General features: G+C 54.6%; 11 protein-coding genes. 5 read left to right on the top strand and 6 right to left on the bottom strand.

What is annotated here, in order from left to right:
• Positions 1 to 242 precede the first annotated feature (242 nt).
• From CA54_RS28915 to CA54_RS28900, 4 genes are all read left to right on the top strand, one after another.
• Positions 243 to 1244 (top strand): integrase core domain-containing protein, encoded by a 1002-nt coding sequence (locus CA54_RS28915; protein WP_197532961.1) that lies wholly within the window; start codon positions 243 to 245, stop codon positions 1242 to 1244.
• A 506-nt stretch (positions 1245 to 1750) separates the two neighbouring features.
• A complete protein-coding gene (locus tag CA54_RS28910; protein ID WP_146374505.1) occupies positions 1751 to 4174 on the top strand; it encodes a DUF1549 and DUF1553 domain-containing protein in 2424 nt (807 codons plus the stop codon).
• Between the two features lie 63 nt (positions 4175 to 4237).
• Entirely contained in the window at positions 4238 to 5596 is a 1359-nt protein-coding gene (locus CA54_RS28905; RefSeq protein WP_146374504.1) for a DUF1501 domain-containing protein, read from the top strand.
• A gap of 111 nt (positions 5597 to 5707) precedes the next feature.
• Positions 5708 to 8122, top strand: a complete 2415-nt coding sequence (locus CA54_RS28900; RefSeq protein WP_146374503.1) for a PPC domain-containing protein — start codon at positions 5708 to 5710, stop codon at positions 8120 to 8122.
• Positions 8123 to 8191: 69 nt separating this feature from the next.
• Here the strand turns inward: CA54_RS28900 and CA54_RS28895 are convergent, their stop codons facing one another.
• The 6 genes from CA54_RS28895 to CA54_RS28870 all read right to left on the bottom strand — a co-directional run bounded on the left by CA54_RS28895 (position 8192) and on the right by CA54_RS28870 (position 15006).
• Complete coding sequence (locus CA54_RS28895; RefSeq protein ID WP_146374502.1) at positions 8192 to 10585, bottom strand: hypothetical protein; 2394 nt, start codon at positions 10583 to 10585, stop codon at positions 8192 to 8194.
• A gap of 716 nt (positions 10586 to 11301) precedes the next feature.
• Entirely contained in the window at positions 11302 to 11577 is a 276-nt protein-coding gene (locus CA54_RS28890; RefSeq protein WP_146374501.1) for a terminase TerL endonuclease subunit, read from the bottom strand.
• Between the two features lie 37 nt (positions 11578 to 11614).
• The gene (locus tag CA54_RS28885; RefSeq protein ID WP_146374500.1) at positions 11615 to 12967 is read right to left on the bottom strand and encodes a terminase gpA endonuclease subunit; all 1353 of its coding nucleotides are present in this window, start codon (positions 12965 to 12967) and stop codon (positions 11615 to 11617) included.
• A 198-nt stretch (positions 12968 to 13165) separates the two neighbouring features.
• The gene (locus tag CA54_RS28880; RefSeq protein WP_146374499.1) at positions 13166 to 13429 is read right to left on the bottom strand and encodes a hypothetical protein; all 264 of its coding nucleotides are present in this window, start codon (positions 13427 to 13429) and stop codon (positions 13166 to 13168) included.
• 111 nt (positions 13430 to 13540) lie between these two features.
• Positions 13541 to 13660, bottom strand: coding sequence for a DUF2924 domain-containing protein (locus CA54_RS28875; protein ID WP_146374498.1), 120 nt, complete (start codon positions 13658 to 13660; stop codon positions 13541 to 13543).
• Between the two features lie 440 nt (positions 13661 to 14100).
• Positions 14101 to 15006, bottom strand: coding sequence for a LysR family transcriptional regulator (locus CA54_RS28870; protein WP_197532960.1), 906 nt, complete (start codon positions 15004 to 15006; stop codon positions 14101 to 14103).
• 89 nt (positions 15007 to 15095) lie between these two features.
• Here CA54_RS28870 and CA54_RS28865 point away from each other — a divergent pair, with 89 nt between their 5' ends.
• Positions 15096 to 16712, top strand: a complete 1617-nt coding sequence (locus tag CA54_RS28865) for a DUF1254 domain-containing protein (protein ID WP_197532959.1) — start codon at positions 15096 to 15098, stop codon at positions 16710 to 16712.
• The last annotated feature ends 125 nt before the right edge of the window (positions 16713 to 16837 follow it).

The following is a 16837-nucleotide window of genomic DNA, read 5'->3' as shown; positions in this document are numbered from 1 at the left end:
GTTGGTTAACAGCCCGCGCGACATTTTGCGGCGGCAATCTGGGCAGGCTTTGCGGACCAGCGATGGTCAATGCGTCGGGAGGGCTCATTTGGGCTCTTCAACCGGGTGCGGCGAGCGTCTCAGCGGTGTATCAATAGTTTTGAACACCCCCAGGAAACCGCTGAATTTGAAGGGATTCTACCACGATGGGACGGGTTTTCCAGCCGCTGCTATTTCTGCTTGCGCGATGCAGTCGAAACGAAATGATCCGGCAGGTCGAATGGCTCAAAGCGGAAAACGAAATGCTCCGCAAACGCATCGACAAGAAACGGATCTTCCTCGAACCGGAGGAGAAAGCGCGGCTGATGAAACTAGGGCAGGGGATTGGGTCCGACCTCAAGCATCTGATCACGATCGTGTCGTACAACACATTTCTGAGTTGGCTGCGAAATGAGCGGGGCGGTCATAAGCCCAAGAAAATGGGACGTCCGCGAACCGCTGAATCGATCCGCAAGGTGATCGTGAAGATCGGCTCGGAAACTGGCTGGAGCTATACCCGCATTATGGGAGAGCTTAAGAAGCTCGGCCTTAAACCACCGTCTCGCAACACGGTCAAGCGGATCATGAAGGCACACGACCTCGATCCCGGTCCGACCCGTGGTCCGGACAGTTGGCACGAGTTCCTCAAACGGCATGCGGAGACACTCTATCAGTGCGATTTCTTTTCCAAGCGAGTCTGGACCAAGTTCGGCCCACGGCAGTATTTCGTGCTGGTGTTTCTGCACCTGGACAGTCGAAAGGTGTTCGTGACGAAGTGCACGCGGAAGCCGACGACGGAATGGATGATCGAGCAGGCGCAGCGATTTGTGGAACACGTGAAATCCACTGGCCAAGAAGCCACGTTGATATTGCGCGACCGGGACAGCCTTTACCGTCGGGAATTTGACAAGGTCCTACGAGATGCCGGTATCAAGGTGAAGAAAAACAGCGTGCGGGCGCCGAATCTGCAGGCGCACATCGAGCGGTTTATCCAGAGCCTGCAGCAAGAGGCGCTGGACTATTTCATCGCCTTTGGTCCCCAACATTTCGAGTACCTGATCTCGGAATACGTCGAGCATTACCATACGGAGCGGCCGCATCAGGCGTTGGGGAATGTGCCGTTGGCAGGTGATTTCTGCGAGGGTCAGGGTACTAAATTCGATGCTGTGGTTTGTCGGACGCGGCTTGGTGTAGTGTTGCGGCATTACGAAACGCGAGCAGCTTGACACCTGAACGCAATATTCAATGCTGCGATAACCTTCCACACTTATACCTCTCCTCACCGTCAGAAACAACAAATTCGTACTTATTCAGATCGTTCGCCGCGAGCGACTCGGCGGGCTGATTCAGTGGTACGAACGGGCTGCGTGATTGCATCATCGCCCACGTCTTCGTGGCTGCGCTCGCCTTGCGCTCTTACCGTGACAAACTCCCAATTTGCAATAGCAACTGTGGCTGGATACCATGATTTCCGCCGACATTTCTACCAATTATTTTTCGCGCGAAACTCGTTTCGTCGTACAACTTCCGTTGCTCACTGTTTTTGGACCGCGCGTGGCAGATCAGTCGGCTCCTATTCCGTTCGATCTGTTGTATCGGGTATAATGCCAAGAGTACATCTCCGCGACCAATAGCAGGCATACTTTATCGGACATCCTCGAATTGCGAAGTCCCTCGCCCCAGTAAAACGCGGTCTTTGAACCAAGTAAGGCCAGCGAATAGAAGAATGGCAATGCACAAGAAATTACAATTGGACTGCCGATATCTGGCGCCGTTATTGCTGGTTGTGTATGCCGGTGTTGCAAACGCCGGAATTGTTGTGAACCCGCCGGTGGTTGAACTCGGCAGCCCAGAAGTGACGTATCAGGTGCTTGTTACCGAGCAACCTTCAACCGGAGGACAGCTTGACAGGACACGATCGGCCAGATACGAAGTTGTCGACACGAACATTGCGATCGTCAATCCCGACGGCTTAATCCGACCTCGGCACGACGGCAAAACGGAATTAATTGTACGTTATGTTGATGACACGGTTCGTGTCCCAATTACCGTGCGTGGAGTCGACCATCCGCAGCCCGTCTCATTTCGGCATGAAATCATGCCGATTCTGACCAAGTCGGGTTGTAATTCCGGGGGTTGCCACGGGAAAGCCGACGGGCAAAACGGGTTCAAACTCAGCGTGTTCGGGTACGACGCCGACATCGACTATGATTCGCTGACGAAAGGTGGGCGCGGACGCCGCGTGTTTCCCGCGTCTTCGGATCAAAGTTTGTTGTTGCTCAAAGGCAGCGCTCAGGTGCCCCACGGAGGGGGTCGGAAACTTAAGCCAAACAGTCACCGCTACCGATTGTTGCGTCGTTGGATCGATGAGGGAGCGCATCGAGATTTGGGCCGACGTGCGGCGCTCGTTCGCATCGAAGTGCAACCCAAACAAATCTCGCTGAGCCCACACGGACATCAACAATTGAGAGTGACGGCCACCGATGCAGACGGCAATAGATTTTGCGTTACGACCGAAGGCGCTTACAATTCGAATGCAGACACGATTGCCACGATTGACGGACGAGGTTGGATAACCGCAGGCGACATACCCGGTGAGGCGGCCATGGTGGTAAGTTTCATGGGACAGGTCGATGTTTGTCGCGTAACGCTGCCGCGCGAAGGTGTGGATTTTGCGAGGCCTCCAGAAACCAACTTTGTCGACAAACACGCATGGGACAAACTGAAGCAATTGGGGATTCAGCCGAGTCGTCCGGCAAGCGACGCCATGTTCTTGAGACGTGTTTATCTTGATGTCATCGGCACGCTCCCCACGACCGAAGAGGCCCGAGCATTTCTTAGCAGTGACAATCCGGCCAAACGAGCGCAATTGATTGACAACCTGTTTCGCCGGCCCGCATACGCCGATTATTGGGCGCTTTTGTGGGCTGACATCTTACGCGTCGACCAAGGGGTCGTGCAGCCTCAAGGCGCTGTGGCGATGACGCGATGGTTGCGGAAACAAATCGCTCAAAATCGGCCTTACGATGAGTTTGTGTACGACATATTGACAGCTCGCGGCAATATCTATGCCGAAGGTCCCGCCGCGTTTTTCCGTGCTGTCAAAGATCCCGACGAATTGAGCCGCTCAATCAGCCAGTTGTTTCTCGGTGTTCGCATTGAATGCGCGCAATGCCATCACCATCCGTCGGAGCGGTGGGGGCAAGACGACTATTTTGCCTTTGCTGGTTTCTTCACGGGGATCAAACATAAGCCATTGCCGACCGGGGCGATTTCAATTATGCCGGTTCCCGGGACGGACACAATACACCCGCTCAGCGGCGTTTCGGTAGCCACAGCAGCGCTGGGTGCAGGGCCGGCCGATTTCACGGGTCGGCGTGATCGCCGCGAAGTACTGGCAGATTGGTTAACGAGCGACGACAATCCTTTTTTTGCGAAGATGATTGTCAATCGCATTTGGGCACACTATTTGGGACGGGGGCTGATCGAACCGATCGACGACATTCGAGCTACAAATCCGCCTTCGAATGAACCATTGATGGAAGCGCTAATAGCGCATTTACGCGAAGTGAACTTTGACTTGCGTGCGTTTACTAAGACATTACTCAATTCGCGACTTTACCAATTGAGTTCCGAGTCCAACGATGGCAACGTCGACGATTTTCAAAACTTTTCGCACGCATTATTCAAACCTATCAAGGCAGAAGTGCTACTCGATGCCGTGAATCAAGTGGCCGGAACAAACGAAAAGTTCGTCGGATGGCCCACCGGATATCGCGCGATTCAAGTGTGGGATAATAGGCTGCCGTCATATTTTTTCCGCATTTTTGGACGACCGCTTCGAACCAGCGTTTGCCAATGCGACCGGGGCGATGATCCGAGTATTTCTCAGGCACTGCATCTCATGAATTCCCGCGAATTTGCCGAAAAAATACGAAATCCTACCGGTCGGGCACGTCAGATCGCAAATTCGGAAATGTCGCATGTCGAGATGGTTGAAACCCTTTATCTTGCTGCCTTGTCGCGTTTTCCGACAGTTGGCGAGCAGCAGGTTATGTCCGAAGCGTTTAAGAACTCCGTAAGCGATACCCAAACGGCGGTCGAAGATGTGTTATGGACCTTGCTGAATACGAAGGAATTCATGTACAATCATTGATATGTTCGTTCCAAACGGCCAGAGCTTCAAATGAGCGAATGAGTCGAAATTGAGGTGGTGAGCATGCTCAAAATTTTTCTGGAAAACCGGCCGGTAAAATCGAATTTTTGCGACGGCATATCGCGCCGGCAAGCGTTGCGTTTGGGGAGCACGTCTCTGCTGGGCGGATTGACGTTGCCAAAACTGCTGGAAATGCAGGCAAATGCGGCGGATGAACTGCCAGCGAAAGCAAAGTCTGTAATCTTCCTGTTTTTAGCCGGTGGTCCCAGCACGATCGATATGTGGGACTTGAAACCACAGGCGCCAGCGGAAATACGCGGCCCATTCCAACAGATTTCGACTGCCGTGCCGGGGACATTCATCGGCGAGCATTTGCCCGAATGCGCGAAGATCTCGGACAAAATCTCCATCCTCCGTAGCCACAGCCACAAGATCAACGGGCATACGACCGGTTTTCACTATGTGATGACCGGTTATGAGGCGGCTTTTGCTGAGGGCCAAACAACACGGATTCCGACGAATGTCCTCTACCCGTCGCTAGGTTCGATTATTAGCAAAGAACTCGGCTCACGTGGTGCTGTGCCTCCCTACATTACAATGCCCAATCCTTTTACTGCTGGGGGGCCTGGGTTTTTGGGCGCTCGACACGCCTCGTTCGTGATTGAGAATGATCCTGCTCAACCCGATTTTGAAGTCAAAGATTTAGTACCACCGTTATCAATTGGTGGTGATCGAATGAGTTTGCGACAAAAGTTGTTGGCTGGCGTCGAGGGACTTCAAATAAGGCAATCAAACAAAACGCGCGTGGGCACGATGTCGACTTATTACGATAAAGCCTACGACCTCATCACCTCGCCTCAGGCAAAAGCGGCTTTCGATTTGCGATCTGAATCCGAAAGTCTCCGGGCTGCCTACGGGCACACTTCCTTGGGGCAGTCTGCCCTACTCGCACGTCGAATCGCCGAAGCAGGCGGCCGATTCATCGGAGTTGACCATGGCAGTTGGGACACGCATACTTTCAATTTCCGGACACACAAAGAAGATCTGATACCCGATCTGGATAAAGCATTAAGTGCTTTGGTTACAGACCTAGACGAGCGCGGGATGCTCGACGAAACCCTCGTCGTTGTTATGGGCGAAATGGGCCGCACACCGCGAATTGGGCCCAATGCTGGTCGCGGTCATTGGCCGATGGCGCAGAGCATTATCTTGGCAGGCGGCGGGACCAAGCCTGGCGCCGTAGTCGGCGGGACCGACAAGCATGCGGCGTACCCGGTTACCGAACCGTATGGTGTGCAAGATGTCCTGACGACGGTCCTCCACGCGCTGGGGGTGCAGACGGGCAAGGTCTATGAGACACCGTTGGGTCGGCCAATCCCCATGGCCAACGGCGGTCGCGTCATTACTGACCTATTCGCATAGCCGACGGGGATCATTTTGCCGAGCCGTCCGGCTAGCGACTCGTTCGGTTGGTAAGTAAATACGGCCATGGCGACTTCATAATCGCAAGCTCTCCACCGCGGATCTCAACATATGCAATACCGCCATGCCTTTTGGGTAATTGCGAGCCGATTGATATTGTCCACCGCGACTCAGGTGGCCTTCGCACAAAAGGCACCGGAAGTCGGTTATGTATTTCCACCTGGTGGCCCCGCCGGAAGTACGATTCAGGTGAAGCTGGGGGGGTATGACTGGACGTCCGACATGGAGCCATTTGTCATCGATTCGCCCGTTACGCTGACGATCAGCGGCCCGGGAAGCAAAATGCTGGTTCCGCAACCTCCCTATTGGTTCGGCCCCAAGGCGAACAGTTCCAAAGCATTTTTGATTCCGCGCGAATTCCCAGCCACATTTGCGATTCCCACTGGGACTCCACCGGGACTAATTTTTTGGCAGGCGGCCAATGCCAACGGTGCGACCAAAACCGGTGTCTTGATGGTTGGTCACGGCGCGGAAATTCTCGAAGATCAACACCGTTTGGAGCCGCAGCGATTACCCGAGTTTCCTGTGCTTGTAAACGGCTGCATCCAGCGAATCGAAGAACGGGATCAATATTGGTTTACACTTCCGGAATCAACTTGGGTCACGTTCGAATTGACCGCCCGACGGCTCGGGTCTCCGCTACATGGTGTCTTGGAAATACGTAATGCTAAAGGTATGACGGTTGCCGATGCGGTCGACAGCGAAGGGGTAGACACCTGCGTTACTTTTTTGGCAGAAGCCGGAGAGCGTTACCAACTCAGTCTTCACGATATCGATTTTCGAGGCAATCGGTCGTATGTTTATCGACTAAATGCCACCACCGGGCCGCGAATTGTTGCGACGATTCCCGCTTGTGTTCAACGCGGAAAGACTTCGGAAGTCGAGTTGATTGGAATGGGCCTACGATCGAGGGAGGCGAAATGGGAATCGATTAATACATCCGTCGAAATCCCGGCGACTATGCAGGGCAATGTGTTTCTCGCAACCGTTTCAGGGAGCCACGGGCAGGTCATAGAGTATTCGATTCCCGTCAGCGAGAATTCTGAAACGGTTCGTGGGGCTAACGGCGACCAGAACCACGAACTAACATTGCCATGCGGCGTCACCGCTCGTTTTTCCGATAAACGCGATCAACACCGTTATCAGTTCAGAGGTCGATCAGACGAACCGTTGAGGATTGCAGCCGAATCTTGGCGATTTGGATCAAAGTTGGATTTGTCGATTGCCGTCGTCGATTCTACCGGCAAAGAAGCGGCGGAGAACGACGACCTGCCCGGTACAACAGATGCGGGACTTGAATTCACGCCGCCCGCTGACGGAATCTACACCGTGGTTGTCACGGACACATCAAGTGCCCAAGGCAAGCCGAGCTCAATTTACCGGTTGTCCATTGAGCAGCCTGCCGCGACCTTTGCACTCACCATTCCCCAAACTGCAAGCATTCCGTTGGGCGGAGAATACAATCTGCCGGTGAACGTAAAACGCATCGGTGGATTCGATGGTGCCATCACATTGACTGTGGCAGGATTACCAGCTGGCGTCTCCGCGCCGGAGAACATTGTGGTCGCCCCTAACAAGAACGAAGGCAAGATTCTGCTTACATCTGACATGACCTCCGCTGTTCACGCGTCACTGATTACTGTCGCCGGCACTTCAACGATAGGTGAACGTCGCGTCATACGCACCGCGACGGCGGTTGCGGCCGGCAATCCGGTCGCACGTGTGGCGAGCGAAAACGAGGTTTCGGCAATGCTTCTGGCGGTAACGATGCAACCTCGTGCCGAAGTTGTTCCCGCCCATTCCGGCGTGAGCCGCACGGCTCATCGAGGGACGACATATCCGGCCGAAATCTTCGTCACTCGGAAGGAGAACTTTGACGGGCCGGTGATTGTGCGGATGTCGGCCTACCAACAGCGACACCGACAGGGCATGAACGCAGCAGACGTGACCGTTCCGGTGGGCGCCGACCGGATTATCTTCCCCTGTTTTTTGCCGGAATGGCTGGAAACAAACCGCACGTCGCGGATGCGGATGATATCTATCACCGAGGTGCCAGATCCACAGGGAAATATTCGGCAATTGGTGAATTACAAGGACGATGCGATTTCACTCTCGCTCGAAGGCGCATTATTGAAGGTTACAAACCCAGGACGTGAGATTTTGGCCAAACCGGGCGACCGCATTGAAATTCCAATTGAGATTCTGCGATCCGTCAAGCTACCCGAAGCTGTTCGTCTCGAATTGATTGTTTCAAAGGGTTTAAACGGAGCCCTACGCGCTGAACCGCTGGAGGTCCCAGCCGGTAAAAACCACACGGTGTTCGAAGTGTTCTCAAAGTCGGATGCGAGATTGCGTGGGATGCGTACGTTCAGCATTCGCGGAACGGCATTACAACAAGGCAAATTCCCGGCAGTCTCGCAAACGGTGGTTAAGGTGTTTTTTGAACCTTCACGCGCGGCGGAGTGAATCTTGTCATCTTACCGAATCAGAGATTGATCGGAGACACTGTAGATAAATGATCAACGGGACGTGCGATTACCGCCGCATCAGCCACACTTCCGCCACCTGACAGCCGCGGCGATCGACAAGGTCCCAGCGTAACTCGAGCGTGCCACCACGAGTCAGCGCCTGCGGAATGTCAAACTCCACGGGCCAGACGGGCACCGGCATGGGCAGCGCGCCATGAATCTGATGATCGTTGTTTGCCGTCAGCGTCATGACAGGCGCGAAGCGTCCGTGATAGGTAACGCGCAAGCGATACTTTGCATCCGCTGGCAGGTCCTTGTAGCGCATTGTCAACGGCGTCCCTTGGGCATAGTCGAGCCACGACCACTTCAGCGGGGAGATGCGGCCTCGGCTGTAATTGTCAAGAGAACGAAAATGTGCTTCCTGAGGACCGCGAACAAAGCCGGGGTCGTCCCGCCAAGTCGACGTTTGTACGAGATGTGGTTGCTTGGTCGCATTTCCCAAATCATCGTAGAAGCCTCCGGGACCGGGATCTTCCCAGTGCACGATGCGTTCAATCATTGCCAATTGTGTGACGGGATTTTCAGTGGATAAAATCCTTCTAAATTCTCCTTCGAGCCACAGGCGGTCGTTGAGCGGACGATCGAGTTTGTCAAGCAGGGCGCCGCGTTCCGGATTCCGAGCGAGAAACGGTTCGTCGATGCTCATCTGAAACCCAATCAGTCGCAACAACTTCACGCCCATCTCTTCGAGAAGTACGCGTTGGTCGAGAAACGCTCGCGTACGGTCGGGCTGAGCGAGTGCCGCGCGAGCGTTCTCGACGGCCTGTGCGACCCCCACTTCGCCCGCTTGAGTGAGCGCCTGCATCGCCTGCTGCTCATAGCCGTGTTCCACAAGGTGGCGAGCGCGGATGTACGCATCGAACGTTGCTCGAAATAGGTACATCTGGAATCGCCAGTTGTTGTTGAGTTTCGCGCCGCCTTGTCGTTCAAGTTTCCGCCAGTGGCGCAGAGTCGCATCGATGCCCTCGTTGTCTCGCACCGGCCCTTTCAAATTTTGTTCAAGCATTTTCAAACCGCGAGCGGAGTCAGCGCCGAGGTCCTCACCGAAGAACACTCGACCGTAGTCAAGCAGAATCTCATCCAGATCAACGTCGCCTTCCCAACCAAGTTCGCTCCAGACCATCTTGTTGAGATCGTCGTGAGCGCCATCGGAATACGAGACGAAACCATCCGAATACTTCGCCTGGAGATTGTGGATATGGCTCATCGCTACGGGGCGGGGATTGATTCCCTCGCGTCCCAGTGTCTGAGCCAGAATGCCGTCGAGTTCTGGAATGGGATACTGACAACGAATGTTGTGCGTGATGTCGGGATAGCGCCGGATTGGATACCTAGCAGGAGTTCGTCGACGCGTTTCCTCAAGCGAAATACCCGTGCCCGGCCCGAAGACCACGCCCGCTAGCCATTCCGGCTCATTCTTATCCAAGTAGTCGAAAAAGTAGTCGAGTTGCTGTGGGTTGAACTTCTGATGGGACACCCACAGTCCCGCCTCAGGAAAAATTTTATGAAGGACGTCAGCCTGCCGGCGCAGCCACGGCATCAGTAATTTCGGGTCGGTATGACCTGGATCGCCGCCTGGAACCATCACGTGGTCAATTCGCGCACACTCCGCGTAGAACTCGGCTCGGCGACGCATTGCTTTCTCCGCGACTGCGTGATCCGCAATGTCGACTTTCAGCGGTTCCCACAACCAGATGTCGATCCCATAGTCCTTAATCATCCGTGTGAGCTTCACATTCATCTCCCACTGGTCTTCTTGCAAAACTGGTCCATCCCGATATCCTCGCCCCCCCTCAAGAATTAACTCAACGCTGTTCGTCCCAAAGAGGATCATGTCACGGAGATATTGTTCGTAGGTCGGAACGTCCCATGCGTCATAGGTATTGGCGGTATGGCGATACCCGATCTGGTGCCCACGGATGGGGTATTGAGGGCTACGTGCGAGCGCAACCGTCGACGACAATTCAACTTTCCCAGGTGCCAACATCAATTTGCGCAGCAACCACCCCACAGCAAATAAGGCTCCCCGGCCATCACTGCCGACAAGATATATGGTGGGCGCATCGAGTCGCTTTGTATCGACCCATATTGCGTACCCGTCATCGGTGAGCGGAACTTTGAGGGTCCCCGGAGGCATTGCCCTATCTTCGGGAAAAGTTGTCCGTGTGCCGATGAGTATCAACGGCTGTGATGTCGTCGGGATCGATGCCGTCGATCGAAGACGAATTCCGGACCGTTTCTCGATTTCTTCCTGAAGCATGATGACGGTCTTGGCAGGAAGCACGTCGCCCGCTCCAACGATCACTGCGCGAGAAAGATCGAGAGTAGCACCCTGGGCGACTGTCGAACAGCCGGTGATCGCTACGAAACCCGCTAAGGCAAATATCAAGGAATTTCTCATTGTGCTCTGACCTGCCTCCACGGACGATAACGATAAGGGACTAAAACATCTTCGAGGCTGTAAGCGCTGCTGTCGTATTGGGCTCAACGACACTCAAGTCACAGAAGTAGGAGTAAACCAACTACAGATGGTCCTGCCCGAATGCCGAATCCACTGGACCTCGCAACCTAGATAACGCCCTAGCCCGATGCGGTTGGCATGGTAGCCGGTACGAAGTAGAAATACGGAACGAAGAAATCATGCCGGCTTTCAAACCGGCGAATTGGGGGTAGATCAGTTGGTTTTTTAAGGTATTCATCGATTCTATTGACCTTGCCTCGATGTTTATTCCAGCCTCAGTGAGAGAATCGGGGTTCAATAGTTCGGCTGGATTCTGGCGGACGTAGCGTAGCTAAGCCCGGAAGAATGCAGCCGGCCGCTTAGGCGGCGGGGGGCTGATACTCCAATGCACTATGCGGTCGATGGTAGTTGCAGTCAAGTCGCCGGCGATCATTTCCCCAACCGTCGCGGACGCGCCCCCAGTAACTGCAGAAACGTCCTATCGAAATCGCCCCACTTTGCCAGCAGCCAACTGCTATGTGCTCAGCACCGAATTCAGCTATCAACAACGGCGATAGCCCGCCGCCGAGTTCCAGCGTCTCCAAACCTGACGCAAACCTTTTTCGAGTCTCCCCGAGCCTCCGCCTTCCGCGTTGATGGTTGCGCTTACATGCACGCTAAAGTGACCGCAACCCATGCTTCTCGTACACGCTGGTAAACTGTTCCTGCGTGCTCGCCCGGTCCAACGCCATGATTTGTGCGACAATGCCATCGATCCGCTCGACGCTCTTTTTCTTCGACGGCTTCCAGTTATCGGCGGCATCGGTCTCGTTGGAGACGTTACTGGCCGTCCAACGCAGCAGTGGTTTGGAATTGGGAGTTATGAAACAACGGTCGTTACAACGCGGGCAAACGATGCCACGACTATCACGTTCATGCCACGCATTGTTCATCTCAGGCTCCTCTTCCACTAACAAAACAGATGGCCTCTCACCACTGCATTCTTCCTTGTTGATCTCGTTTCAATCGCCGCAGTTCCGACAACTTGAGCGCGGGCTGTTTCCGTGCCGGTTTCTCCGTCGTTAGCAGCGACGTTCCCTGCATCGACGCAGCCACGGCGCAACCCACCAGGCAATCCAGCCAGTGATTGTCGAACTTGTCTGGCCGGTGTTTCCATTCGTCGACGGTGCGTCCCCGGCCCTGCGTCTTAATGCGATATTCAGCGGTAAGATGTTCGGCCAACAATCGATGCCGGTCCGCTTCATCGCCGTACAACGACAAACAGCCACGATCACCGAGCGCTACGGCCAGCCGCGCCTGAACGAAGGACTTCCAATAATTCGTGTCGTAGACGACATGTCGGACGGCGCGTTTGCCGCGCACATTCGGAATTCGCCAATTGTGACCGACGCGATCACCTGGTTTGCGTTTGTATTCGGCAAACGGAACGCTCGACGCGCCGACAAATCGCCCATGGCTGGGAATCAACAGGCCGCTGTGCACGCTTTGCCGACAGAATTGATACACGACATCGGTGGAATGGCCCCAGTTGGCGTCGATCAGGCAACGACCGATCCGCATCGCCGCCCCGTCGTCCCGGTGCCATTCCCGCGCCAGCAGGTCGCGTGTGAGCGCATCCAGTCCGGCATAGATCGAACCTTCTAGGCCAATTCCCTGGGCGACCGTCGCCAACGTCTGTCGCGCATCCCGCAACGTGAAGTACGGTCGCTTTTGATCCGGATAGCTGCCGTAGCCCACGACGTAGCCCGTGAAATCATCCTCCCAAGCGGCCACGAGGTAGTACAGCAGGTTTTGCTGCACATCGATGAACAGCGTCAGATGGTTACACGCCACGGGAAGTTCACGACGCGGCATCCCATTGGTCTTCGCGGCGATTTGATCGGCGGTCAGTAAGTCATCGCCGACGGTCTCTTCCAATAAGGGTTCGTTCTGGTACTCAGCGAAGAAGGCGGCTTCATCCCGCAGTTTGAGGTTCATCGCATGCTGCAACGCGGACAACTCGTCATGGTTGTAGCGCTGTTCCCAGGCGACGCGTGCGCCGGAATCCATCGCCTCGCGGTGTTCGCGATAGAACTCGGTCGCCGCCCAGCCGCCGTCACCCCCCCGCATCCCTTCAGCCCGTATGCGCGCATACTCGGCCCACAGTTTTTCGTCGGTGGGGAAGGAATACACCATCTTGGTTCGTTCACCATTCCACTCGGGGTGTTTGTTGCGGTCCAGTATATTGTCCGCCATGTCGCCGGGCCGGATGACCGTGCAGGGCATGATGCCGGAGATTTTCTGTCCCGGTCCGCTCAAGCCCAACACAGCACCCGCCAGCACGCTTTCCCGGTTCGCACACTGTGAAAGTGAACGCGCCGACTCGTCCGTCTGCGGATCGCGGCCTGGATCTGACTGAGCTTGGCCTTCTTGGCGGTGGTCGTTTTGCGGGTTGTTTTCTTCGCGGCCATGATAAATGTCCTTTCTGGTGTCCCTGGTTTCGGTTCGCGGCGACGGTCGCCGCTCGTCAGGACAGGACAGTTACCTCGATTCCCGGCCGTCATCCAGCCATGTGGCCTCGAAATCTGCGCCGTCGCCCAAAACTTCGCGCCCTAAAAAATCACCGGCTTTCACCCGCTCCTCGAGCTCTTTCAGGAACCGCCATTCCCACAGCGGCACAAGGGCAACGTCCTGCCGCGAATACCGCTGGACGATGATCGGCTCATCGGTTTCGACGACGACCTTGTACGCGAAACCGAGGATTTCGCGAAGGTGGCTGATGCGGAGCACGCGTTTGAAGGGCATTGGCCCACCCAAAAAAGATCAGTACAAAAAAAGAAACTCTGCTTAGTAGCGCGGCTGTTCCCGCTGGCATCAGGAAAAAAGAGCATTTTTTCGAAGTACCTATTTGCCCGCTCACTCGCGCTTGTTCCCTGTGCGGGTTTCGTCATCGAAGAGTTCCGCGTATTTGTCACGGAGTTCCTTGACGGTCATCTTTTTCAGAGCGGCTACTTCTTTACCAATACTCAACGACATGCGTTTCTCCTTGTTGAGGGTTCTCAAAAACCGTTAACCGTGGTGGTCACTGAGCACGGTTTTTGGAGGAACCTCAAGGCATGTCGGGGGATTGGTTTTTGAATTGTTGCCAGAGAGTGCCGCACGGCTGCTGAGCCTGAGAAGGGCGGCGGCGAATATGCGTGCGAGGTCAGAACACACGTCTGTCGAAATGGCTTCAGCATCGTTGGGTCCGGGCATAGTCTCTCCGTGGAATGTGTAGAAGGGCCGCGAGAGAAATCTCAAACCGCGACAGCCCGATTAACGGGCTCTACTTGGAGAACTACCCGGTGGAGGATGGAGGTGACGAACCGAGATGCATCAACATCCCAACATCGTGCCGAGCAAACCGACACAGGAATTGAGATCGCGGACGAATCAGACCGAATTGGCGAGGCATCAATGGAACGTTTTTTAAATCGTTAGCCCTCCGTCAAAGAAGTGACTGTCTCGATTATTCTCTGCCTAAGCCATCGGTGGGCGGGGTCATCATGTTCACGACGATGCCAGATAAGAAAGAGATCCAATGGGTCTGTTTTAAATGGCAGAGGACTCGTATCAAGCTCTTTCAGCAGCCCCATTTTCATCGCAGCAATCTGCGTCGTAATGCGATCGGTCCCTTTAATCATTGGAGCCAGCAAACCGAAATTGGGTACGGAGATCATGGGGGGATTCATTCTCGATACATCGAAGCCAGGCAAAGCCATCAGTGACGCTTCGGTATCGCTGAATCTGACTTCCACGTAGCGACTTTCGGAAAACTGCTTCCTTGTTCTTGGCGGCTTTCTGACCGAGGCATCAAAGAATATCTCCATTTTCGATCGTATGAGGCTTTCCTTCTTTAACTCCGGATCGTTCGGTGGTGTGGGGGTTATGAGCATTCGGTAACGTGATGCTCGCAGGACACTGACGCTCGGGATCCCTGAAGGAATAAAGCGTATCCGGGGATGGATGCCATCCTCAGACAATTCCTTGAGTAAATTCGGAAAGATGAAGTGAATCGGAAAATCGTTCGCTGCGATAGTGAATTCCATTTGCTCGACCAGCGGGTCGAATTCCCGGTGGTCGGTAAGCGATTTGAGGTCGCCCAAAACGGATTCAACCGAGCCTTGCAGCGCGCGTGCCCTGGCCGTTGATTCGATACCTCGTCCCACGCGAATGAACAACGGGTCGTCGAATATGACTCGCAGCTTATCGAGTGTGTGGCTGACCGCTGACTGTGTGACGCCCAGTCTTTCTGCTGCTCTGGAAACAGACGTCTCTTCAAGGACGGTCAAGAACGTCGTCAGAGTATTCCCATCCAGATTCAAATGATCGATATTGCTCATGTATTCTATGAGGATAAGTGAGTTGATTCGGGTTGTCAACATGGATATATATTCGGGTACATCGAAGACGCGGATGAGCAACGCGACAAATGAACGACTTGAGTTCGAAATCGTCAGGTCGCAATTTTCTTGTTTTACGCACTGGAGACTCCCCAATGGTGAGCAGAAACTTGTACCACTCGGTTGTTGCCGTCGCATTGATTGCCTTGTTGGCCGAAGCCTCGATAGCTCAAGACACCTCCGCTGCTAAGCCGACCAGGATGAAGATGACCACCGAGATTCCACCGGGGATCGTTACACCCGACGATATCGAAACCCGCCTCGGCGACCTGAGCTTCTTCGACGGCGTGCCGAACGACGAGACCGTTCAGAAGGCTTACAACTTCCTGGACTTCCAACACGCAGTCCAGGCTTATATGGATGGGACCAAGATTGCCTCGATGGATGCGATTCGGAAAGGGCTCCTCGAGTCGGGGCCGGCCAACACGACGGCCGTGCTCTTCGAGGACTTGATGGATTCCAAGGCGCTGTTTCTGACCGCGAACACCACCAGCGTCTACATGATGGCCTGGCTCAATATGGAGAATGAGCCGATGGTCATCGAAACCCCACCCGATGTATTGGGGTTCGTAAACGATCACTGGTTCAAGTACGTCACGGACTTCGGGCGTCTCGGACCGGACGAAGGTAAGGGCGGCAAGTTCTTGATCCTTCCCCCAGGATATGAAGGAGAAGTGCCAGAAGGGTATTTCGTTGCCCGCACCAACACGTATGGCAACTGGGTGATCTGGCGCGGTTTCCAGGTGGACGGCTCGACGAAAACAGCGGTGGACGCGACCAAGAAGAGCTACCGCATTTACCCGTTGTCCAAGAAGGATAACCCACCGGAGATGAACTTCGTCAACGTCTCCGGTAAATCCTTTAACACGATTCACCGCATGGACGAGCACATCTTCGAAGAGATCAACGAAGTAGTTCAGGCGGAGCCCAGCATGGGAGAGAGCCCGGAAGTCCTCGGCCACATGGCCGCTATCGGAATCAAGAAAGGGCAGCCCTTCAAGCCGGATGCGCGAATGAAAAGGATCCTCCGCGCCGCAGCCGCCGCCGGCGGGATGTCCGTGAAGACCATTTGGGCCAAGCCGCGCGACGAAATGTTCTACTTCTACCCGGGAGAGAGCAATTGGATGAATCCATTCCCGGGAGGAGAGTACACCTGGGTCCTCGACGGCGCAACACTGTTGGATGCACGAGCGGGCTTTCACTTCTATGCCACTGGTATTACCCCCGCCATGGCAAAAAAGATCATCGGCAAGGGCTCGAAGTACGCCTACACCTACCTTGATACCGACGGTAACCCGCTGGACGGTGGCAAGACCTACAAGGTCCACCTGCCACCCAACGTGCCAGCCAAAGACTTTTGGTCATTCACGCTCTACGATAACCAGACTCGCTCGATGCTGCAGACGGACGAACGGTTTCCAGGTATCGACAATAACAAGCCTGGCATGATCAAGAATTCTGACGGTTCCTACGATGTTTATTTTGGTCCGAAGGCTCCTGAGGGTCAGGAGAACAACTGGGTTCAGACAGTTCCCGGCAAAGGCTGGAATACGATCTTCCGCCTCTATGGCCCACTTGAGCCATGGTACGATAAGACCTGGCGACCAGGAGAGATCGAGTTGGTCGAAGAGGGAAAGAAGCGCTGAGGTGTCAGTGTTCCAGGTCCAGAATCTTCACTGACACTTGAATCACGACATGGAGAAATGAGTCGAAAAAGGCGATGGCAACCGTGCTGAAGCATCGAATACTGAAATACGTTGGAAAACGCAAT

Origin of the sequence: Symmachiella macrocystis (assembly GCF_007860075.1) — a bacterium.
Lineage (GTDB): Bacteria > Planctomycetota > Planctomycetia > Planctomycetales > Planctomycetaceae > Symmachiella > Symmachiella macrocystis.
The sequence above is the reverse complement of the archived record's forward strand: the minus strand, read 5'-3'. Positions and strand labels throughout refer to the sequence as shown.